Raw genomic sequence first — 20,467 nt, forward strand, 5'->3', positions numbered from 1 at the left:
CCCAAGGATTCATGCTATGGTACGATTAACCAAATACATTAACTTCTAAAAGGAGCGTTTTAAATGAGTGATTGCATTTTTTGCAAGATAATCGATGGGGAAATTCCAAGTACCAAAGTTTTCGAAAATGAACATGTACTGGCCTTTCTCGATATCAGTCAAGTAACAAAAGGCCATACCCTGGTAATTCCTAAAGTACATAAGGAAAATCTTTATGAGTTAACACCTGAAATAGCCAAGAATCTTTTTGAAGTGGTGCCGGAAATTGCCCGCGCCGTGAAACAGGAATTCCAACCTGTAGGCCTGAATCTTTTAAATAATAATGGTGAAGCCGCAGGACAGTCCGTTTTCCATTTTCACATGCATTTAATTCCGCGACATGGAGAAGGTGACGGCTTTGGGGCTGTTTGGAAAACGAATACCAGCGACTATACACCTGATGACCTGAAACAAATCGCTGACTCCATTGCCCAGCATTTAAAATGAGACGGGAATAGTAAGGTTTTTAGCCCCTTCCTTTCATATACTTTATAGTCTAGCAACTGAACTTTTTCCAAGTGCTGGTTGTACGAAATACAATTGGTCCTCACTCAAAGTGCAGGACCTTTTACTTTGGCCATCATTAAAATGAATTGTCACTTAAAATTCTTAATTTTCCTCCTATTGAATTTAGTTTTCTGGTAGGATATATGAATAGTCTCAAATACTTTATCACATAGTCGTATAGGAGGAAAAAAATTGAAACGTGCACGCAATTTTAACGCTGGGCCAGCCGCCCTCCCCTTAGAAGTTTTACAAAGAGCCCAAAACGAATGGCTGAATATTGAGGATTCCGGCATGTCCGTCATGGAATTAAGCCATAGAAGTTCGGAATTTGAAAAAATTCATAACCATGCCATTCAATCATTAAAAGACCTTATGGAAATTCCTGAAAATTATGAAGTTCTTCTGCTGCAAGGAGGAGCAAGCCTGCAATTTTCCATGATTCCAATGAACATTTTGAATGATGGAAAAAGAGCAGATTATGTTCTCACTGGTTCTTGGTCGGAAAAAGCATTAAAAGAGGCCAAGAAGGTAGGTAAAACGTCAGTTGTAGCTTCATCCAAAGATGAAAAATATACGTTCATCCCTAAAGTCGAAGACATTGAATTGAATGATGATGCTGCATATCTTCATATCACAAGCAATAATACGATTTACGGAACGCAATGGAAGGATTTCCCCGAAACAGGCAACGTTCCTTTAGTAGCTGATATGTCAAGTGATATTCTCAGCAAAAAAATTGATATCAGTAAATTCGGAATCATATATGCAGGTGCACAAAAGAATCTAGGACCATCGGGAATCACAGTCGTTATCATCCGTAAAGATTTAATAACGGATAATGAAACAATCCCATCCATGATGAACTATTCTATCCATTCAAAAAATAATTCTTTATACAACACCCCTCCGACATTGGCCATTTACTTATTGTCCCTTGTGTTGGATTGGGCAAAAGAACAGGGCGGCGTGGAAAAAATTGCTGAAATCAATGAAGAAAAGGCAAAAGTCATTTACGATGCGATCGACGGCAGCGATGGTTTTTATAAAGGCCATGCCTTACCGGACAGCCGTTCATTAATGAATGTAACTTTCACGCTTCCGTCTGAAGAAGCTGAAGTTCAATTCCTTAAAGAAGTGAAGCAAGCCGGATTCGTAGGACTGAACGGTCACCGTTCCATCGGTGGCTGCAGAGCATCCATCTATAATGCTGTCCCTCTATCCCATTGCCAGGACCTTGCCGATTTCATGAAGAAATTCCAGGAATCGTATAAAGCGCAGGAAGCTAAAATCCTTTAATTCGAACAAATATAACTTCTAAAAAAATAGGTCTTATGATATACTGTTTTAAACTTCTTGCAACAGGCAATAGTGCATTGTTGAAGAAAAGATGTTAGTTGAGATGAGAATAGGAGAGATGAGTAAATGAAAACGAAAACCCTTGTGTCACTGTCCCTATTAATCGGGATTGGGGCTGCCCTGCATTTTATCGTTCCTGGATTCTTCCTTGGAATGAAACCGGATATGATGCTGTTGATGATGTTTTTGGCGATTGCACTGTTTCCCGCGAAGAAAAATGTATTCATTGTTGCCTTGGCTGCTGGAGCCATCTCTGCCATGACAACTACATTTCCTGGAGGACAGATTCCAAATATCATAGACAAATTGGCAACAGCCTTTCTTTTTTACCTTTTATTCATCAGTCTTAAGAAGTTTTCAACATCCGTTGTCACCGTTAGTATTTTGACTGCCGTAGGAACAATCATTTCCGGCGCTGTCTTCCTTGGTTCGGCTTATTATATCGTTTCCCTTCCAGGTCCTTTCGTTGCACTTTTCGGCGCTGTTGTACTTCCTGCCGTACTGCTAAATACAGTTGCGATGGTCATTATTTATCCAATTGTGAACGGCATCGTAAGAAAATCTAATATACCCATTAATGCTTAAGCAGCAGGATCATCATACTTAAAAAAGCACCGGAATGTCCGGTGCTTTTTTTTTCCAATCTTATGAATCTGGGATTCTAGTCAGACTCATCCTCCAAGGGTCAATGAATCAATATCAACATAAACCAAATGAAAAGCAGTAAAACCCCGGGAAGACCCATAGCGAAGGCTCTAGCCTGGAGCACCCTCTTTGGCGGATAGATGCCCGGAGTTTTCGCCTTCCTTAGAAAATACCCCATTCCGCACAGGCATATAAGGCCTAATAAAAAAATGATTTTCATTATTAACCCACCAGTGCCATCCATGTTCCGACAGCTTGTTTTTACTATCTATATGCCGCTCTTTCCTTTATATGAAGCATTTTGAATAAAGCTTCAAGTTATTTTTAAATATTATATATTTACTATATAAGTTTAAAAAAATATTTTTGTGATATAAAGATAAAATGGTCGATATGCTTCCATAAGAATGAAAATTATGGTATTTTGATATCAATAGTATTTCTATCCCTATTTATCATAATTTCCAATTGATTTTTACAGCAGGGATTCCGACCATGTAAAGCGAAAACAATATTATAAAATGAGGTGATCCTAATGAAAGCAAAATCATTACTAATTGGCTTTTTAACCGGGACAGTCGTAGCAGGTGCAGCAACCTTACTTTCTACACCAAGTTCAGGTAAAGACTTACGGACTCGCATCAAAACGAATACGGACGAAATTAAGAATATAATTGATGAATTAAAGGTAAAAATGCTAAATATTAAAGATGACACGATGGAAGCTACAGAAATCAGCAAAGAAACGGTAAAAACCTTCATTTCGGATGTCCAGGTCGTCATCGAGAGCTGGAAGCAGGAAATCGAACCCAATAAGAATGAATTATTGAAGAACGTTCAAGAAATTGAAAATTCATTAAAAGAATTGGAAACGGTCATTCCTGCTTCGAAAAATTAATAGCTTACATCATCACAAAAGCTTGATTCTCCATTTTTCCCAATAAATTACATGGTTTATTGGAGGAAAATGGAGAATTCCTTAAAAAAACTAAAATTTTCTAAAAATTTCGCAAATATTATCTTTATTAATTTTTATTTTATTGTCATAATAAATATATAGAATCTTATAAGTAGGTGAGCCCATAATATGCAGAATAAAAATTATTCTATGAAAGAAGCAATGATTTTTAGTCAACGAATTGCACAATTAAGCAAAGCATTATGGAAATCGATTGAAAAAGATTGGCAGCAATGGATTAAGCCCTATGATTTAAATATCAATGAGCACCATATTCTTTGGATTGCCTACCATCTTAATGGCTCTTCCATTTCAGATGTTGCAAAATTTGGGGTCATGCATGTTTCTACGGCATTTAACTTTTCAAAAAAATTAGAGGAACGCGGGTTTTTAACATTTTCAAAGAAAGAAAATGACAAAAGGAATACGTATATAAAAATCACCCCTGAAGGTGAAAAGCTTCTGCTTGATTTAATGGAGACATACGACCCAAGTAAGAACTCTGCTTTCTCAGGTGCACTTCCACTACGTGAGCTTTATGGGAAGTTTCCGGATATGATTGAAATGATGGCTGTCATCCGTAATATATACGGTGAAGATTTCATGCAAATCTTTGAACGATCCTTCGATAACATTGATCAGGAGTTTACTGACGTGGAGGGTAAAATCACCAAAAAAAAGATAGAGAAAGAAACTGAGCCAGTTTAATTTCACACTCTATCCATTTCCTTCATGAAAGATACATATAAACCTTGTGAGAGGCATGCATCAATGCAATCCTTTATGGTTATTTTGGGATTAATCTTTCTTTCAAATTGATTAAAAAGCGGTCGAAAGTTCATGTAACCTTCCGCTTTTTCTATTTCATAGCGTTTGCTCAAGATATCACATGTTTCCAATAATTCTTCCGCTTCCTTCTTCGTGAAATTTTTTTCCACAAATAGAAAGTCCAACTTGGCCTCCGGATTGCGTATCAAGTTTAATAAAAGCCGTTGATGAAAACGGAGTATTTCTATTTCTTCATTTATATTTTTCATACATCATTAATCCCCAATCAATCATTCAAATTTAACAAATAAGGCTTATAACCAATTTGATTTTCATGCTTAAGATCGCCCTGGTCCTTTGTTCAAAACCCGGCCTTAAACTCCTTTAGCATGCTTCCACACTAAAATGATTTTTATCTTAAAACTAATCCAAGAATTCCATTGCTTTTTCCACCCATTCATCGTAATGTATGTAAGTATATTCAACGGTCTTTGGAGGGCTGATTTCGAAATGAATTCGTGGAAAACAATTGACGTGGCAAAACAATATGGGAATTGCCGCCTGATCTTCTTTTCAGTTTTTACTATATTGATGTCTTTTGTTCTGATCTATACATTATTAAGTGCCTTTTCATCCCATGTTGTTTTGTATGGCGATCAAACAATGGTATTTTTTAGCCTATTACTCTTATTATATCCTGTTCACAAACTATTACACTATTTACCTTTACGATTATTGTGTAAAAAAGTAAAAACTTCATGGTCCTTGAAGTGGAATCTTGTCCTTACATGCAAAGTCAATGTGCATTATCCGATTCGAAAGCACCTATATCTCTTGATTCTTGTGTTGCCTTTCTTCATTATGTCTGTCATATTGATTGGTTGTGCCCTTAGTTTTCCACATTACATCCATTATTTCACTATTTTATTATCCCTGCACACAGGATTATGCGTATCTGATTTTATTTATATAAAAAACCTGGTTGGTTCCCCAAGGCATTCTTTTATCGAGGAACACCTCGAAGGATACGATATACTTATTCAAAAGTGATTTCTTATCTATTCATAAAGATGCCTGATGAGATTTTTAGGTATCTTTTTTCATTATAATTTGGTATCGTATTTATACATGATGTTTTGCAAGGAGGGATTTTAGGTTTTGATCTCGTTCTGGTTTATTATTTTTGCTATTTTGATCCTTTATAATATTAATAGAATGACAAACTCTTTATGCATTCAAAAGGAAATTGCTGAAGACCGGCAGCCAAAAGTATTCAGGACCATTAATGTATTAATTACTATTATGTTATTATCCTCCTATATTGAAATTTTGTATACGTAGAGATGAGCAACAAATGATGGCCATCATTTGTTACATACATTGGTGATATCCGGCGCATTATCCACATAAAGAAAAAGGGCGAAGCTGATTGCTTCGCCTTTTGTTTATGAGTTTAACACCAAGAAGCTCCAATGATGATTAACAGGATGAAAAGAACGACAATTAGAGCAAAGCCTCCACCTATTCCTCCAGACATTGATCTTCCTCCTTTCCATTCTTAAGTAATGGTAATTTCATGCACACTCTTATATCCGCCAAAAGGAATCCATTCCTTTCATAGCTTGATAATCACTTCAATCTTTTTTGTTGAGCGGCTACCCTATCCTATTCAACTCCACGGCAAAAGGAGTGGGCTCTTTCCATTATTAATTTTGCAACCGATTAGCAGAAGGCTGCTCCTACAATTATTAATAAAATGAATAACACCACCAACAAAGCGAAACCTCCGTTAAATCCATTACTCATTATGCTACCTCCTTTTGATGTCCTCGATTTATCATATGTAATGGTTTATTATCTGGGTAGGCGTTCACCCATTTTCCAAAAAATTCTTATTCATACACCAATATATTATTTTTTGTAAAGTAACCAGAATATGTTATAGTTAATTTTGTGGAAATACGAAAAATAGCAAACCAGAAACTTAAAACTAGGAGTTGTTTTTATGAAGAAGTGGGCATTATCGATTGCTGTTACTGCAGGGCTGATAGGACTTACAGCATGCAACAGCGACAAGGAAGCAGTCGTGGAAACTAAAGCGGGAGATATATCCAAAGAAGAATTTTACAATGTAATGAAAGATCGTTATGGTGAAACCGTTCTTCAAGAACTTGTTTATGAAAAAGTTCTTTCTGAAAAATATACAGTGACGGATAAGGAAGTTAAAGCTAAAACCGACGAGCTTAAAGCACAAATGGGTGAAAATTTCGAAACGGCCCTGGCATCTTCCGGATATAAGAGCGAAGATGATCTTAAACGTGCACTTAAAATCGGCATGCTTCAAGAAAAAGCAGCCGTTGCTGATATTAAAGTAAAAGAAGCTGATGTGAAAAAAGCTTATGAAGACTATAAACCACAAATCAAAGCGAGACATATTCTAGTAGAAGACCAAAAAACTGCTGACGAAGTTAAAGCTAAATTGGACAAAGGCGAAGACTTCGCTAAACTTGCAAAAGAATATTCAACAGACACAGGTACAGCTGAAAAAGGCGGAGAGCTAGGCTGGTTCGGTCAAGGTGAAATGGTTCCTGCATTTGAAGAACAAGCTTACAAAATGAAGAAAGATGAAATCAGCAAGCCGATTAAATCAGATTATGGCTTCCATATCATCCAACTTCTTGATACAAAAGAAAAAGAATCATACAAAGATATGAAAAAAGATCTTGAATATGATTTGAAAGTCGCTCAAATTGACCAAACAAAAGTTCAAGATATTTTGAACTCGGAAGTCAAAAAAGCGGACGTGAAGATTAAAGATAAAGATCTAAAAGATGCCCTCACTTCTGGTGAAGCAACTCAAGCTGAAAAATAATTGGATAGTAAAAAGCGACAGGACTTTGGCCTGTCGCTTTTTTTCATCATACAAGCTATGCTCCCTGATTTATATCCTTTTTACGCCTCTCGCGCTCTTCCTCCATACGTTCAATGTACTTCTGACCTTCCTTCTCAATCCAAGCATCATCTATGAGGCGTTCCTGCCTAGCTGTCCAAATTGACATGACTGCACTGACAATTATTCCAATAAACACGAACCAGATCCAAATTGGCATGTCCATTCCCTCCCTAATAATCTACTATTCATTTACTAGAGAATATGCATGAACAAAAAAAATATGCTTCTTTCTCCGTCGGGAAAGAAGCATATTTTATTAAAATGTTGGTTTATAGAATGAACGATTATCGAGCGCGAAGACTCTCTCCGTAAATTCACCCGGTTTCACTTTTTCCAAGGCACGGTCCATCATATTTATCTTGGCATCCATATTATCAATATAATGCAGCACTTCCGCTTCCCTCACCATTGGCGGTTTGGGACTGCCCCATTCCGCTTTACCATGGTGGCTTAATATCAAGTGCTTGAGAATCATGATTTCTTCTGCTTCAATGCCTAATTCCTCTGCTGCCTTACCGACTTCATTTACCATGATGGTGATATGCCCCAACAAGTTCCCTTCCACTGTATAAACAGTCGATACAGGCCCAGATAGCTCATGTACCTTACCAAGGTCATGCAGAATGACTCCTGCATACAAAAGATCCCTATTGAGCGAAGGATATAGGGTTGAAATGGCCTTAGCCAGCCCTAGCATCGATACAACGTGATAGGCGAGTCCAGACATATACTCATGATGGTTCTTGGTGGCAGCAGGAAACGTCAGGAATTCATTCTGATATTTTTTAATGAGATGCCTAGTCACCCTTTGGATATTCGGATTCCTCATTTCAAAAATGAATTGAGTGATGGTTTCCATCATTTCTTCCTGGCTTAAAGGGGCCGTTTGAATTAAATCGGCTTTCGTGACGCCATCAGCATCTGTAGTAATTCTGATATTACGGATTTTCAATTGGCTGCGTCCTCGATAATTCTGGACTTCCCCTTGAACTTTCACCGTAGCTTCCGCACTGTATGTTTTCTCATCAGCCTCGGAAACATCCCATAGCTTTGCCTCGATCTCCCCGGTTTTATCACATAAAATCAATGTTAAAAACGGCTTTCCATTACTTGCAACCGCTTTTGTACTCGTTTTAATGTACATATATATATCTACTACTTCACCAATTCCGTAGTGTATGATCCCATTTCCCATGCGACTGCCTCCGTTCAATTAAATATCAACATTATAACATATCAACCTCGTCAGTGCGTTTAGTTTTCGTTAATAAGTGATAGTCAATGAAAGTTAAGCCTAAGCTGCGTTCACTTATCTCTCCACAAGAAAACCAGGCTTGAACCCAAGCCTGGCTCTCCAATCGAATCTATCTCAACAGTTCTTGTTCGGACAATACGCGCATTTTTCATGGCCCTCAATTCGGTAATATAAACAGCATGTCACCCGTTTATAAGGATTCATGGATTCCTGAACACTTTTTTTCCCAATGAATCGTTTAAAAGGGGAACGCGTTTCAATATTCAGCCATACTTCATCATCAAGCAGCCTTTCAATGTCCTTTTCAACTCGCGTCTTTATATCTGTCTGCCTCAGTAGCTCACTATACATCCATACCGTATAGCCCCAAATATTTTCCCAAAGTACAAGTTTCGAAATTTTAGTGGTTCCAGAAAATAAGCGAATGGCATCCGCACCAAAGCTGCTTAATATGGAATGTAGGGCGGAAGAGCTTTCCTTTTCCGTAACACTGCTCCACCTGTTATTTTTCAGCAAAAAATCCGGAAGCCACTGTTCATCTTCCGGATCATCCAAAACGCCAATGTCCTGAAGTGTGCCTTCCCAGATAAGCCGATGTTTGCTGAACATGTAAAATTGTGCCGTGACAAAAAAAGCATAACGTCTGAACCACATTGAAATTGCTATTCTTGCCGTTTCCGCCCCAGAGCGGGCTTGTGCATACTGAATCAGGTCTTCAACATGATTGAAGGTCTTGGAAACGTTGGCTTCATCTCGAAAGGATATGCGATATCCTTTCAGCGCTTTTTCAATAGTTGGTGAGAGGTTATGCATTAGCCAGCGCTTTCATATGACGTTGAGCGTATCGGCCTTTACCAAACGGGATGCACATGGGACTGCCAAAAATTGGATCAAAAGAAATTTGACATTCCATGCTGAATACATGCTGCACCAATTCAGGCGTAATGATATCCTCTGGCCGACCTTGAGCATGTATCGCTCCATCTTTAAGTGCCACCAGATTATCCGCATAACGGCAAGCTAAATTCAAATCATGAAGCACCATCACGATCGTTCTGTTCTCAAACTCATTCAAGTCGAACAATAAGTCCAAAATCTCGATTTGATGGGTCATATCAAGATATGTAGTCGGCTCATCCAACAAAATGATGTCCGTATCCTGAGCCAGCGTCATCGCTATCCATGCCCGTTGCTTCTGGCCTCCCGATAATTCATCGACTGCCTGATCCTTCAATTCGGTCAGGTTCGTTGCTTCAATTGCCTTTTGAACTTTTTCTTCATCCACGGAACTCCACTGTTTCAACCAACTTTGATAAGGATATCTTCCTTGTTTAACAAGTTGATAGACTGTAAGTCCTTCAGGAGCAACCGGCGATTGTGGAAGAATCGCCATCTTTCTTGCTACATCCTTCGATGACATGGTTGAAATCGCTTTGCCCTCGAGTAAAACTGAGCCGGATTGAGGTTTTAACAAGCGGGCAACCGACCTTAGAAGTGTTGATTTTCCACATCCATTAGCACCGATGAACACGGTGATCTCCCCATCGGGTATTTCTATATTCATATCATTTATTATTAATTTATCACCATAACCGAGCGATAAAGACTGTGTGTTAATAGCTGGTCGCATAAAAATACTCCCCTTTTAGTCTAATAATACCAGTTTAATGAAAATGATTCTCACTGTCAATCTAAAAAAAGAATATAAACCAAAAACTCCGTGGCCCATACCTCTCAAATGATTCATTAAAGTGAACACTCGATTAAAGATATGATGTTTCCTTTGGAAACATTAATGTTAAAAAATTTAGTCCAGTGTATTAACTTGCCCTACAAACGATTCAGTCCTTGCTCCCCCTCCGGGAAATCCTTTGTCGAAATCTCCTAACTAGATTGGGCGGAAAATAAAAAAGCCCTCCATTTGGAGAGCCTTTTATCCGACCAGCAGGCGATTTGTACAATGTGCCAGGGATTCATCTCTAATGAAGGTAAATAAATCCTGATTGATAAAAGGGACTAAACCTTCTGCGATGTTCCAGGCATTGACCTCTATTTGATAAAGGATTTCTGATTTTTCTGTACTGTATAGCTCCTCACTCAGTACAGCAAGATCGGGGTCTAGCGCGTGGCCCATCTCATGTGTGAGAATCACCCATGTATATTCTTCAAGCCTTTCAAGAGAGCCTAGGGAGCGTTCACACTGAATTTCGATATCTCTACTATATAAAGTGATGGTATGTCCTTTGGCAGAATATTTTCCCCCAACACATCGTTTATCAGGAAACTCCTTTTCGATGATTAACTCTAAAGAAGAATCATGGTGGCTTACAAACTCATTCATATTCAATGACTTCACTCTCTTTTTTTATAGTATAAATCCCATTATATTTCGGGGATGATCAAATCATTCATATTTTGGCGCAATACGGGAGTGGGTAGACGAATTACTTGATTTTCGGTAAAATGTTCCATTGCATATCGATGACAAGTAAAAAAGAAAATTTGCCGCTTTTCCGATACTTTTTTCAATAACTCAAGCATCCGTTTTGTCCTTTCCGCATCAAAATTGACGAAACTATCATCAATGATGAGAGGGAATGAATCATTTTCAAAAGTATGATCAGCAAGTGCAAGCCTTAGGGAAACATATATTTGCTCTGCTGTCCCGCGGCTGACCTCTTCAACCCTGAAACTCAAGCCATCACTGCGCTGTACCCAAATTCCTTCTCCCGACTGATCAAGGATGATTTTCCGATAGCTCCCATTCGTTAAAAAGGCAAAATGCCGCTCGGCATCAGCGATGACCTTCGGAAGGCGTTCCCTTTTATATCGGTCCAAAGTCTTATTCAATAAGCTTTTGGCTATTGCCAATTTCGTCCATTCCTTTGCTTCTTCGTTAAAAGCAGCTTTCTCTTCATAAAAACGATGAAGTAAGTCATCATGAATCCCTGAAGCTTCAAGCTGTTTTATCCTATGCTTCGCATCCGACTGCTTCTCTAATAAAAGTGATTTCACCTTTACAGAATCCTTCCGTTTCCGTTCCAAGTTTTCAAATGTATATGTGGTGATCCCTTGTTTTAAGTATGTTTGGATTTGTTCTGGCTGCATTCCGGATTGCCCAATTTGAATGATAATCAAATCAAGTTGTTTTTGTAAAGTGACTTTCTTTTCGGACAAGGCAGCGTCATGTCTGAACTCTTCCTCATCCCTGACCTTCGCTAACTTAAATAGCTGTTCCATTTCCGCATCAAGATAATCCTTTTCCATCGTCAGCTGCTCGATTTCGTTCGTCAAACGACTTTGTTCCTGCATCCATTGTGCTAGTTGAACGGAGAATTCAACCGTCTTATTCATTTCCCGTTTCAAAAGCCCAATCGCTTCCCGCCATGTTGATGGTTCAAAATCAATGCTGTGTGCAAAATGGAATAAAGCCTTCGATTTACCTTCAAACTCAGCATATAGAAATTGGTATCTCTTGATCGTTTCATATTTCCTGTCAACGGCTTCCTTCCATTTCTCAAGCAGTTCAAATACAGATTCAAGATTGAAATCAACTCCGGGATAAGAAAGGCCCCAACCGCTTAAAATGCCTCTCACCTCTTTATCCAATCGGTCCCTGCCAGCTTCCCATGCGGCATATTCCTGAATGGTCGATTCAAACGCTTCCTCCCTTTCTTCATATTTGAACCTTTCACTTTCAAGCCGCCTTTGAAGTCGTTGGTCCAGTTCAAGCAACTGTCCCATCGACTCTCCTTCACTCACTCTATTGGTTTCACTCCCAATTGTAGCCCTTTTCCTTTTCAGCTCATCCAATTGCCGGATATACCCGGACAATATATCATCTCCTTTGAAGAGAGACCTGGAAACCGCAAACAGAACAGCCATGGCCAGAAGTATAATTCCCACCAAAATCTGTTCACTGAAATAACTTCCGATCGCACCTACACATAGAAGGACCATCAAACTGCCATTCATTATACGTGCACGTTTGCGGTGATGCGCTGCCTTCTTCCTCTGTAATGCCAATTGCTTTTCAACTTCAAGTATTTGTTCATCAAGAATATGGCTTTTGGCTGCTTCAACTTCGGTGTTATGCTGCTTGGTGTATAAGGCTTCCAGTTCTTTTCTTTTTTCTTCTGGCATTATCTGGACCTTTATCTCCTTCAAGCGGGCTTCTGACGTTTCCAGACTTCCCTTTTGAAGTCCATATTTCTCATCAAGCTGTTTTTTATCATTTTGAAGTCGATGCTTTTCCCGCTCCGCCCTTTTGACCTTTTCCTTCATGAATGTACTGATATCAAGTTTTCTTATTTCATCATCAGAAACATCCAAGAATAATTCCTGTTTCACCTTTTCGATATTCTTTTCTTCCATCAGCCTTTCATGTTCCGCTTTTCTTATATCCAGCTCGAGCTTCTCCAGCAATGATCCTTGATCGATCGCATGTTCAATCTGCTCTTTATTTTCCTTGATGAACGGATTGATTTCGATTTCCGTGAGATTCCCCTCAAGTTTGGCCACTTTATCCGTCAATGCGGCCAGTTGGGCTTTCATGGGCATTCCGACTGCCTGTAACTGTTCAAGCCTTTTTAAACCATCAACAGGAAAACTCACATCCTTGATTTTACCAATTCCAGTTTCAAGTTTCCCCTGTTCTTCAACCAAGGGTTTAATTCGCAAAAAAGTATTCATGTTAACAAGTGTTTCTTCAATCTCTTGAATATCTTCCGTGATTTCAGAAAGGTCCTCCTTAAGCTTTGCCTCTTCCTGAAGTAATGACGTATACGACTGCTGTTCTTCTTCTGAAGCTTTTACTTTTTTCTGCAATTCCTTAAGTTCTTTTATTCTCACATTCAGCTGAGGTTTTTGGCCTGATGGCTTGAACCTTAAATCCAGCTCTTTTTGCAATTTCGTTTCTGCTTCAAGAAGTTTATCATTTCCAATCAACCCAGCGGAAAGAAGATATTTACTCATGGTCCCTTCACTTAGTGTATGTAAACCCTGCAGACCTTGAAGGTCGAAAGAAAAAATGGATTGGTAATAGTTTTTATCCACGCCATGGAGAATCTCATTCAGTTCTTCCTCGCCGCCAACCCTTCCATCTTCGAAGGTCAATTTCACATCTCCAGTAGCTTTTCCCTTCACTCGTTCAATAATGACTTCCCCATCTTTTTTTGTTATGAGACTAAGCCTTCCCCCATATTTGGCATGCATTTTAGGCTCGTAACGCGGTTCATTTTGAACCTTTGTTGGAAAACCAAAAAGCATACTATGAATGAAGGACATAATGGTTGACTTGCCTGATTCATTTTCCCCAAAGAATATCTGCAGCTGTTCCAATTCAGGAAAACGCTGATTTTCCAGTTTGCCGTAACCATAAACATGGAGGTCTTTAATAATCAAAGCCGTTCCTCCTCCCTACACTCATTTATTCGGTTCAAACACATGCAAAAGCCATCTTTCCGCTTCTTCCAAAAGCTCCCTCTGCTCTTTCAGCTCAATTGAATCAAGAAACCTTCTTGCACCCGGATGATTATAAAGCGGGGCCAGAGCAGCCTCCGTATCATCAAATTCAGAGGCAAGCATCGATACCTCAGCCATAAATGGCGATATCCTTTCATTGGACCTAAACATTGGCATGGACTGGATGACTTTTATTTTATACACCCATACAAACGATTCACCCTGCTCCTCTTCCTGCAAAATCCGGGTCAATTCCCCAAGATATTCCCCAAAAGCGTCTGCTGCGTCCCCAACATCCAGCTTCATTTCCAAAAGAAAGTTTCTCCCATCGAAACTCTTCTTTTCAATCACTTCCTTGCATTGCTTGAACAGGGCATCAAATCCACCATCCGCGGATATTTCAATTGTTTCACTTTCCCATATCACTTCCGAGGTTTCAATAAAGGTATGGCGCTTCGTGTCCCCGTCAAGTTCGACGAGCAGACACCCTTTAACGCCAGACTCCTTTCTGTTCCTGCCTTGAATGTTTCCTGGGTAAATCACTAGCGGATCTTCTGAAACTACCTGATGCTTATGGATATGGCCTAATGCCCAGTAATCAAAGTCTTTAGCAGCTAGTTCCTTCAATGAAAAAGGGGCGTATGGGCTATGTTCGGAATTGCCTTCCAAATTCCCATGAAGCAGACCAATATGATAATCAGCCCCTTCGGCTTTTATGTAGGTTTCAATCATTCTCTCCCTTACATGACGGCGTGGATAACTGAATCCATACAGGTGAACAGTCGTCCCACCGATTTTTTCAAACAGTTTCACTTCGGTTTGCCCTGAAAATACGTGGACATTATCCGGTAGCTCCACAGTAATCCATGAGCCGCTGAGATGATCATGATTACCATGGATGATATAGGCAGGGATCTGATGTCGCTGAAGTTTTTCCATTTCCCTTCGAAAGCGGACCTGTGTCCGGAGACTCCGATTTTCCCCATCAAACAGATCCCCCGATAACACGATAAAGTCAACCTGATGGGAAATTGCTTCATTAATGATATTTTGAAACGCTTTAAACGGGCTTTCCCTCAATTCCTTTAATATAGTTGAAGGCAAATCCTTCAACCCTGAGAAGGGACTATCCAAATGGAGATCCGCCGCATGAATGAACTTTACACCGCTCAAAAGTATCACCTCGATTTCTATAAACATTTCACATTTAATTTTACCATGAATAGAACATACTTTCCCATTCATTATTATTTTAATACGTCATCATGAAATCCAGTATGGGCAAATTCAACAGGAAAAAGACCGAATGGCGTGAACATTGTTCCATGCACGGCATTCGGTCTTTTTCATTAATTAAAAATATCCATACTTAAATAGCGTTCGCCATTATCCGGTGCAATGCATAATACCCTTTTTCCACTTCCAAGACGCCGAGCTTCCTGCAGGGCAGTCCAGACAGAAGCACCGCCTGAAGGTCCAATCAATATACCTTCCTTCGAAGCCATATCCTTCATGGTAGAAATGGCATCTTCATCAGCCGCTTGAACGATTTCATCAAATACCTCTGTATTTAAAATGCTTGGGATAAAACCCGGGCTCGTACCCACTAATTTATGAGGGCCAGGCTTTCCGCCCGAAAGAACAGGAGAACCCTTAGGCTCGACTACGACAACCCTTAAATCCGGCAGCTGTTCTTTTAATGCTTCACCTGTACCGGTTATCGTTCCTCCCGTTCCAGCAGTAGCGACAAACACATCCAGGTTTCCATCCATCTGATTTAGAATCTCGACTGCAGTCGTCACTCTGTGAATATCAGGGTTTGCTTGGTTTTCGAATTGCTGCGGAATAAAGCTATTGGGAATCTCCTCGGCGAGCTCCTCAGCTTTACGAATGGCTCCAGGCATCCGCTCTGATGCAGGGGTGAGGACAACTTCCGCTCCGTATGCCTTTAATATATTGATTCTTTCTTTTGACATATTATCCGGCATGACCATAATGGCCCGATAACCCTTTGCCGCGGCATTCATTGCAAGCCCAATGCCTGTATTTCCTGATGTTGGCTCTATGATCGTGGCCCCTGATTGAATGATTCCATCCAATTCAGCCTGCCTAATTAAGTTGAAGGCAGCCCGATCTTTTACACTGCGGCTCGGATTGAAATATTCAAGTTTCACAAATACTTCCGCGTCACCCTCCGCTGTTAAATGATTAATTCTGACAACAGGTGTATCTCCTATCAATTCCGTGATATTATTAACGACTCTTACTGTCATTCAAAAAAAACTCCCTTCGATCCATACACTATCCCTCAAGATTATTATATCATTTATGAATTTTCATTAAAGAGAGAATTCCTCTAGTATAAATAGGTTTTATTCTCATTCTAAAGGAAAAAAACTATAAAGTTTGTTCGGTATAGTTATTTTCCATCATTATTGAAGATATTCAGTTACTCTTCAATATTCTCAGTGTTAATACATTTCTCTCACATAATAATAGTCAAAATTAACAGATAATGATAAAATTTTTATAAAAGTACCTATCTTTAGACAGTAATATATTGAAAAGGGAGTTTTAAAAGTGAACAGAATATACAAATTAACCGTTTTTGAACCGTCAGGGGAAAAACTATTGGATGAATCATTTACAGCCGAGAATGATGAACAAGCAAAAGAATTGGGACAAAATCTATTGAATGAAAAAAACTATCAAGATCAAACACATCGCTGTACATCACCTTCAGGTGCACTATTACTTTTTCACCGCTGATTAATAATGGGAGCGCAATCATTTCAAACTAGATAGAGAAAGGCCGTCACAATAAAGTGACGGCCTTTCTCATTCATTTTCCGATGAAGTTCGGTTTTCTTTTTTCCACGAAAGCTTTTATTCCCTCTTGGTGATCCGCTGTTTGACGCATTTTCATTTGAGCGGCTTTTTCAATCTCAAGCATTTTAATTAATAGTGGGCGATTTTTTTCACTAAGGATCTTTTTCGTTTTTATCATGGCTTGAACCGGGCTTTGCAGCCACGCTTTCACTTTCTTCTCTACCGCATGTTCCAAGGTTCCGTCTGCCACTTCATGAATGAGGCCCTTTTCTTTAGCTTCGAGCGCTGTCAGCACTTTACCTTCCCAGATCAACTCTTTTGCACCTACTTCACCAAGACGACGCTCAAGGAAAAAGTGTCCGCCGCCATCAGGAATTAATCCAATTCCGATAAAATTCATTGCAATTTTACTATCCGAATCTGCAATAAGATGGTCGGTTGCAAGAGCTATACTCAATCCAAGCCCTGCAGCTGCACCATGAATGGCACTGATGGTTAGTTTAGGCATGAAATATAAGGTGGTGACCAATTCACTGATTCCATCCATCAGGACATCGAAAGCGTTTTCTTCGCCAGGCGAGAGCATCATCTTAATATCCCCGCCAGCGGAAAATGCTTTCCCATTTCCTTTTAAAACGACGACGTCCACTTCTTCATTCTCACTTACTTCCTTAAGTGCATAAATAAAGTCATGCAGCATTTGTGGATTCAAAGAATTCATGGCCTCAGGACGGTTCATTGCAACAGTAGCCGTCCGGTCCGAATATGTGACTAAAACAGTGCCTGCAGGTGATGTCGATTCAATACTCAATTTATTTCCTCCTCTTTCCTTCTATAACTCTATTATATATTTTTCATCCGTTATCAGAATAGGGCGAAAAGTTACAATTAAACAAACATACTATTTCTTGATATATTTATCCTGAAGCTGATCTCGCAAAGCCCTTTTCAAAAACTTCCCAACACCCGTTTTCGGAATATCATCCAAAAAGACCACTTCATCCGGCAGCCACCATTTTGCAAACTGCGGCTTTAAAAATTCGATGATTTCTTCTTGAGACACTTGTCCCTTGTATGCGTCCTTCAAAACAACACAGGCAATCGGTCGTTCCTGCCATTTTTCGTGAGGCACTGCAATCACTGCCGCCTCAAATATTCCTTCATGGGCCATTAATGCATTCTCTATATCTACGGAAGAAATCCACTCACCCCCGCTTTTAATCAAGTCTTTAGTCCGGTCGACGATTTTCACGAATCCTTCTTCATCAATCGTGACAACATCCCCGGTATACAGCCAGCCATCTTTAAACGTATCCCCTGACCGCTCATCCTTAAAATATTCATTCGCTATCCAAGGACCCCTGATTAGTAATTCGCCCATTTCTTTTCCATCAGGTTTTACTTCGCCTTCCTGACCGATCACTTTAATTTCAATCATTGGCGAGACAAGCCCCTGCTTAGCCTTCAACTCATAAAGTTCTTCTTCAGGGAGGTCTTCCTGATAGCTTTTTGGTTTGGAAACAAAAACGAGCGGGCTTGTTTCAGTCATTCCATAGGCATGCAGGAATGGTATCCCATACTTTTGTTCAAATGTTTTAATCATGCTTTTCGGGGCAGCCGACCCTCCGCATAAAACAGCGCGAATACTGCTCGTATCATGGCTGCCTTCTTCTAGCTCCTTCAATAATCCCATCCATATCGTCGGAACCCCTGCTGCAATTGTGACCTTCTCCGTTTCTATAAGTTCAGCCAAAATCTTTGGGGTGAAATAAGGTCCCGGCAAAACCATCTTAGTGCCAAACCAAACACTGGCAAAAGGCATGCCCCAAGCATTTACATGAAACATGGGCACTACAGGAAGGGCCACATCACGTTCACTTAAAGCTGTAGAATCGGCAAGCCCCAGTGCAATCGCATGCAACAAAATTCCGCGATGTGAATAAACCACCCCTTTTGGATTCCCGGTCGTGGCGGAAGTATAACATATGCCGGCAGGAGCATTTTCATCCAAGGCTTGAATGAATGGCTGTTTCGGATTCCCTTCGGCTAATAGTTTTTCATAATGATAAATAGGTGAAAGGGTCGTTTCAGGCAGCTCATCTTTATCCGTCATTATGATATATCCTTCCACCGTCGTTAACTCATCTTTAATCGCTTCCAACAGGGGGATGACATCCGGATCTATCAGTAATAATCGATCTTCCGCACTATTGACGATATAAGAAACATGTTGAGGGGACAGGCGCATATTAATTGTATGTAGGACAGCACCATGACAAGGAATCGCAAAATAAGCTTCTAAATGACGATGATGGTTCCAAGCGAGCGTTCCAATACGGTCACCTGTTTTAATACCGAATTTTTCAAGGTTACTAGTCAGCCTTCTTGTACGCTCAGCAATCTCAGCATATGTAAAAGTGTGAATTCCACCATCCGTACGCGAAACTACCTCTTTCTTCGGAAAATATTTTTCAGCCCTCTCAATGATTTGAGTCATGATCAATGGTGTATCCATCATTACAATCTCCCCCTTATATTGAAAACGTCTTCATTATATATTCGACCAGAAAAAAAATAATCCTTTTTCCCTAGGTGCGTTTTACGATTATTTTGAATTTGGGGTTATCTTGAAGATATTTCAAATAAAAAAAGGATCTAAACCAGATCCCTTTTTTTGATATTCTATTTGCCTGATTTCTTAGAATGCGGAAGCTCGTCAATGTTCCGTTTTAGGATTATCCATTCGTCCATCTGGCTTAGAAATATAAACCATCATTAGTCCTTATCCAAAAAAACAAAATCTACTTCCTGTAATGACTCTACCTTCGATCCATGGAAAGCTCTTTTAAATAGAGTAAGGATTCTTCTGCATAGGTATAAATTAAATCGATTGCGGGATAACCTTTACTTGCTTGAAAAGGATCAGCGCCCGGTGCCATGCATTCCACTACAATATGTCCATTGAATCCAGATCGGTTAATACCGGATGTGATTTCCCCAAAATCAATATGCCCCCTACCCAGGGCTTGTCTATTGCTATCCGCTACATGGACGATTTCAAGATATTCTTTTGTTTTCAGGAATGGGGTTTCCAAATCTACTTCTTCAATATTCATATGATATGAATCCAATAGCATCCTTACCTTTGGACTTCCCACTTCCTGTACGAATCGCAAGGCATCTTCCCCACTGTTCACAAGGCAACTTTCGTACCTATTCAATGGTTCAATCACAAGTGTGATATTTAATTCACATGCCTTTCCCACTAATTCCTGAACTGAATCAACTGCCCATTTCCAGTCATCACCATTTAATCCCATTGGTGAAGTCTTTCCTACAGCGGAAGGACACACAACAAGATATTTCCCCTCTACCGCCTTCACTGCCTCCATCTGCCTTTTAAAATAGTCTATGGCTTTGCGACGATTTTCAATATGGGCATTAGCCAAGTCATGTGCTTGATTGGGCCAGGCTGAATCGCCTGTCAACCCTCCAATTTCCAAGGACAATTCTTTGGACAGATGTAAAATGTCTTTCCAGTCATAGTCGTTCACGGCTGCCCGTATTTCTATTGCATCATATCCTGTTCCTGACACGAATCGCATGATCTTATCTATAGGCATATCTCCAAAAATCCAGCTGCATATTGAAAATTTCATATCATTTACTCCTTATGCGGTTAGTAAGAACACTA

The 20,467-nt window shown here is 39.7% G+C and carries 24 protein-coding genes; 9 read left to right on the forward strand and 15 right to left on the reverse strand.

The features are described from left to right. Positions 1-63 precede the first annotated feature (63 nt). The 3 genes from QUF94_RS21015 to QUF94_RS21025 all read left to right on the forward strand — a co-directional run bounded on the left by QUF94_RS21015 (position 64) and on the right by QUF94_RS21025 (position 2,487). Entirely contained in the window at positions 64-486 is a 423-nt protein-coding gene (locus QUF94_RS21015) for an HIT family protein (RefSeq protein ID WP_289317539.1), read from the forward strand. Between the two features lie 252 nt (positions 487-738). Next, positions 739-1,842: a 3-phosphoserine/phosphohydroxythreonine transaminase gene (gene serC, locus QUF94_RS21020; protein WP_289317540.1), complete on the forward strand. Its 1,104-nt coding sequence runs from the start codon at positions 739-741 to the stop codon at positions 1,840-1,842. A 126-nt stretch (positions 1,843-1,968) separates the two neighbouring features. Beyond that, positions 1,969-2,487, forward strand: coding sequence for a tryptophan transporter (locus QUF94_RS21025; RefSeq protein ID WP_289317541.1), 519 nt, complete (start codon positions 1,969-1,971; stop codon positions 2,485-2,487). Positions 2,488-2,587: 100 nt separating this feature from the next. Here QUF94_RS21025 and yhzF read toward each other — a convergent pair whose 3' ends face one another. Further along, a complete protein-coding gene (gene yhzF, locus QUF94_RS29135) occupies positions 2,588-2,791 on the reverse strand; it encodes a membrane protein YhzF (protein ID WP_483313667.1) in 204 nt (67 codons plus the stop codon). Between the two features lie 291 nt (positions 2,792-3,082). Here yhzF and QUF94_RS21030 point away from each other — a divergent pair, with 291 nt between their 5' ends. Together QUF94_RS21030 and QUF94_RS21035 are read left to right on the forward strand one after the other, a co-directional pair. Beyond that, on the forward strand, positions 3,083-3,445 hold the full coding sequence (locus tag QUF94_RS21030) for a YtxH domain-containing protein (RefSeq protein ID WP_289317542.1): 363 nt from the start codon (positions 3,083-3,085) through the stop codon (positions 3,443-3,445). Positions 3,446-3,634: 189 nt separating this feature from the next. Continuing rightward, positions 3,635-4,213 (forward strand): HTH-type transcriptional regulator Hpr, encoded by a 579-nt coding sequence (locus tag QUF94_RS21035; RefSeq protein WP_289317543.1) that lies wholly within the window; start codon positions 3,635-3,637, stop codon positions 4,211-4,213. A 2-nt stretch (positions 4,214-4,215) separates the two neighbouring features. On the opposite strand, the gene QUF94_RS21040 is transcribed toward QUF94_RS21035, so the two are convergent. Continuing rightward, the gene (locus QUF94_RS21040) at positions 4,216-4,542 is read right to left on the reverse strand and encodes a DUF1878 family protein (protein ID WP_289317544.1); all 327 of its coding nucleotides are present in this window, start codon (positions 4,540-4,542) and stop codon (positions 4,216-4,218) included. Between the two features lie 394 nt (positions 4,543-4,936). On the opposite strand from QUF94_RS21040, the gene QUF94_RS28905 reads away from it, so the two are divergent. Then, a complete protein-coding gene (locus QUF94_RS28905) occupies positions 4,937-5,323 on the forward strand; it encodes a DUF3267 domain-containing protein (protein WP_353957710.1) in 387 nt (128 codons plus the stop codon). A gap of 108 nt (positions 5,324-5,431) precedes the next feature. Beyond that, positions 5,432-5,614 carry a hypothetical protein gene (locus tag QUF94_RS21045; protein ID WP_034314696.1) on the forward strand — a complete coding sequence of 61 codons (183 nt, stop codon included), beginning with the start codon at positions 5,432-5,434 and terminating at the stop codon, positions 5,612-5,614. Between the two features lie 112 nt (positions 5,615-5,726). Here QUF94_RS21045 and QUF94_RS21050 read toward each other — a convergent pair whose 3' ends face one another. Beyond that, on the reverse strand, positions 5,727-5,810 hold the full coding sequence (locus tag QUF94_RS21050; protein WP_076367288.1) for a YjcZ family sporulation protein: 84 nt from the start codon (positions 5,808-5,810) through the stop codon (positions 5,727-5,729). A gap of 185 nt (positions 5,811-5,995) precedes the next feature. Then, positions 5,996-6,079, reverse strand: a complete 84-nt coding sequence (locus QUF94_RS21055) for a YjcZ family sporulation protein (protein ID WP_285767821.1) — start codon at positions 6,077-6,079, stop codon at positions 5,996-5,998. A 199-nt stretch (positions 6,080-6,278) separates the two neighbouring features. On the opposite strand from QUF94_RS21055, the gene QUF94_RS21060 reads away from it, so the two are divergent. Continuing rightward, on the forward strand, positions 6,279-7,145 hold the full coding sequence (locus QUF94_RS21060; RefSeq protein WP_289317545.1) for a peptidylprolyl isomerase: 867 nt from the start codon (positions 6,279-6,281) through the stop codon (positions 7,143-7,145). A 55-nt stretch (positions 7,146-7,200) separates the two neighbouring features. On the opposite strand, the gene QUF94_RS21065 is transcribed toward QUF94_RS21060, so the two are convergent. From QUF94_RS21065 to cysK, 8 genes are all read right to left on the reverse strand, one after another. Then, complete coding sequence (locus QUF94_RS21065) at positions 7,201-7,383, reverse strand: sporulation YhaL family protein (protein ID WP_053344914.1); 183 nt, start codon at positions 7,381-7,383, stop codon at positions 7,201-7,203. Between the two features lie 99 nt (positions 7,384-7,482). Then, positions 7,483-8,421 (reverse strand): 3'-5' exoribonuclease YhaM, encoded by a 939-nt coding sequence (gene yhaM / locus QUF94_RS21070; RefSeq protein WP_289317546.1) that lies wholly within the window; start codon positions 8,419-8,421, stop codon positions 7,483-7,485. A 174-nt stretch (positions 8,422-8,595) separates the two neighbouring features. Further along, positions 8,596-9,294 (reverse strand): (2Fe-2S)-binding protein, encoded by a 699-nt coding sequence (locus tag QUF94_RS21075; RefSeq protein ID WP_289317547.1) that lies wholly within the window; start codon positions 9,292-9,294, stop codon positions 8,596-8,598. Next, the gene (locus QUF94_RS21080; protein ID WP_289317548.1) at positions 9,287-10,111 is read right to left on the reverse strand and encodes an ABC transporter ATP-binding protein; all 825 of its coding nucleotides are present in this window, start codon (positions 10,109-10,111) and stop codon (positions 9,287-9,289) included. The genes QUF94_RS21075 and QUF94_RS21080 overlap by 8 nt, the downstream gene beginning before the upstream one ends. A gap of 303 nt (positions 10,112-10,414) precedes the next feature. Next, positions 10,415-10,822 (reverse strand): hypothetical protein, encoded by a 408-nt coding sequence (locus tag QUF94_RS21085; protein WP_289317549.1) that lies wholly within the window; start codon positions 10,820-10,822, stop codon positions 10,415-10,417. Positions 10,823-10,863: 41 nt separating this feature from the next. Continuing rightward, complete coding sequence (locus tag QUF94_RS21090) at positions 10,864-13,884, reverse strand: ATP-binding protein (RefSeq protein ID WP_289317550.1); 3,021 nt, start codon at positions 13,882-13,884, stop codon at positions 10,864-10,866. A gap of 21 nt (positions 13,885-13,905) precedes the next feature. Then, positions 13,906-15,189, reverse strand: coding sequence for a metallophosphoesterase family protein (locus QUF94_RS21095; protein WP_289317551.1), 1,284 nt, complete (start codon positions 15,187-15,189; stop codon positions 13,906-13,908). 104 nt (positions 15,190-15,293) lie between these two features. After that, positions 15,294-16,217 (reverse strand): cysteine synthase A, encoded by a 924-nt coding sequence (gene cysK, locus QUF94_RS21100; RefSeq protein WP_289317552.1) that lies wholly within the window; start codon positions 16,215-16,217, stop codon positions 15,294-15,296. A gap of 307 nt (positions 16,218-16,524) precedes the next feature. On the opposite strand from cysK, the gene QUF94_RS21105 reads away from it, so the two are divergent. Next, the gene (locus tag QUF94_RS21105) at positions 16,525-16,713 is read left to right on the forward strand and encodes a YhzD family protein (protein WP_289317553.1); all 189 of its coding nucleotides are present in this window, start codon (positions 16,525-16,527) and stop codon (positions 16,711-16,713) included. Positions 16,714-16,786: 73 nt separating this feature from the next. Here the strand turns inward: QUF94_RS21105 and QUF94_RS21110 are convergent, their stop codons facing one another. The 3 genes from QUF94_RS21110 to QUF94_RS21120 all read right to left on the reverse strand — a co-directional run bounded on the left by QUF94_RS21110 (position 16,787) and on the right by QUF94_RS21120 (position 20,432). After that, a complete protein-coding gene (locus QUF94_RS21110; protein WP_421157026.1) occupies positions 16,787-17,578 on the reverse strand; it encodes an enoyl-CoA hydratase in 792 nt (263 codons plus the stop codon). Between the two features lie 96 nt (positions 17,579-17,674). Continuing rightward, positions 17,675-19,291 (reverse strand): long-chain fatty acid--CoA ligase, encoded by a 1,617-nt coding sequence (locus QUF94_RS21115; RefSeq protein WP_289317555.1) that lies wholly within the window; start codon positions 19,289-19,291, stop codon positions 17,675-17,677. Positions 19,292-19,592: 301 nt separating this feature from the next. Further along, on the reverse strand, positions 19,593-20,432 hold the full coding sequence (locus QUF94_RS21120) for a sugar phosphate isomerase/epimerase family protein (RefSeq protein ID WP_289317556.1): 840 nt from the start codon (positions 20,430-20,432) through the stop codon (positions 19,593-19,595). Positions 20,433-20,467 lie beyond the last annotated feature (35 nt).

It is taken from the genome of Peribacillus sp. NJ4, assembly GCF_030348345.1.
Classification (GTDB): domain Bacteria; phylum Bacillota; class Bacilli; order Bacillales; family DSM-1321; genus Peribacillus.

Excerpts from the sequence above, each read along its gene's own strand:
- QUF94_RS21115 (WP_289317555.1), bottom strand. The coding sequence starts at position 19,291 with ATGATGGATACACCATTGATCATGACTCAAATCATTGAGAGGGCTGAA.
- yhzF (WP_483313667.1), bottom strand. The coding sequence starts at position 2,791 with ATGGATGGCACTGGTGGGTTAATAATGAAAATCATTTTTTTATTAGGC.
- QUF94_RS21030 (WP_289317542.1), top strand. The coding sequence starts at position 3,083 with ATGAAAGCAAAATCATTACTAATTGGCTTTTTAACCGGGACAGTCGTA.
- QUF94_RS21080 (WP_289317548.1), bottom strand. The coding sequence starts at position 10,111 with ATGCGACCAGCTATTAACACACAGTCTTTATCGCTCGGTTATGGTGAT.
- QUF94_RS21035 (WP_289317543.1), top strand. The coding sequence starts at position 3,635 with ATGCAGAATAAAAATTATTCTATGAAAGAAGCAATGATTTTTAGTCAA.
- QUF94_RS21060 (WP_289317545.1), top strand. The coding sequence starts at position 6,279 with ATGAAGAAGTGGGCATTATCGATTGCTGTTACTGCAGGGCTGATAGGA.
- yhaM (WP_289317546.1), bottom strand. The coding sequence starts at position 8,421 with ATGGGAAATGGGATCATACACTACGGAATTGGTGAAGTAGTAGATATA.
- QUF94_RS21095 (WP_289317551.1), bottom strand. The coding sequence starts at position 15,189 with ATGAATGGGAAAGTATGTTCTATTCATGGTAAAATTAAATGTGAAATG.
- QUF94_RS21085 (WP_289317549.1), bottom strand. The coding sequence starts at position 10,822 with ATGAATGAGTTTGTAAGCCACCATGATTCTTCTTTAGAGTTAATCATC.
- QUF94_RS21050 (WP_076367288.1), bottom strand. The coding sequence starts at position 5,810 with ATGTCTGGAGGAATAGGTGGAGGCTTTGCTCTAATTGTCGTTCTTTTC.
- QUF94_RS21075 (WP_289317547.1), bottom strand. The coding sequence starts at position 9,294 with ATGCATAACCTCTCACCAACTATTGAAAAAGCGCTGAAAGGATATCGC.
- QUF94_RS21040 (WP_289317544.1), bottom strand. The coding sequence starts at position 4,542 with ATGAAAAATATAAATGAAGAAATAGAAATACTCCGTTTTCATCAACGG.
- QUF94_RS21015 (WP_289317539.1), top strand. The coding sequence starts at position 64 with ATGAGTGATTGCATTTTTTGCAAGATAATCGATGGGGAAATTCCAAGT.
- cysK (WP_289317552.1), bottom strand. The coding sequence starts at position 16,217 with ATGACAGTAAGAGTCGTTAATAATATCACGGAATTGATAGGAGATACA.
- QUF94_RS21065 (WP_053344914.1), bottom strand. The coding sequence starts at position 7,383 with ATGCCAATTTGGATCTGGTTCGTGTTTATTGGAATAATTGTCAGTGCA.
- QUF94_RS21025 (WP_289317541.1), top strand. The coding sequence starts at position 1,969 with ATGAAAACGAAAACCCTTGTGTCACTGTCCCTATTAATCGGGATTGGG.
- QUF94_RS21055 (WP_285767821.1), bottom strand. The coding sequence starts at position 6,079 with ATGAGTAATGGATTTAACGGAGGTTTCGCTTTGTTGGTGGTGTTATTC.
- QUF94_RS21120 (WP_289317556.1), bottom strand. The coding sequence starts at position 20,432 with ATGAAATTTTCAATATGCAGCTGGATTTTTGGAGATATGCCTATAGAT.
- QUF94_RS28905 (WP_353957710.1), top strand. The coding sequence starts at position 4,937 with ATGGTATTTTTTAGCCTATTACTCTTATTATATCCTGTTCACAAACTA.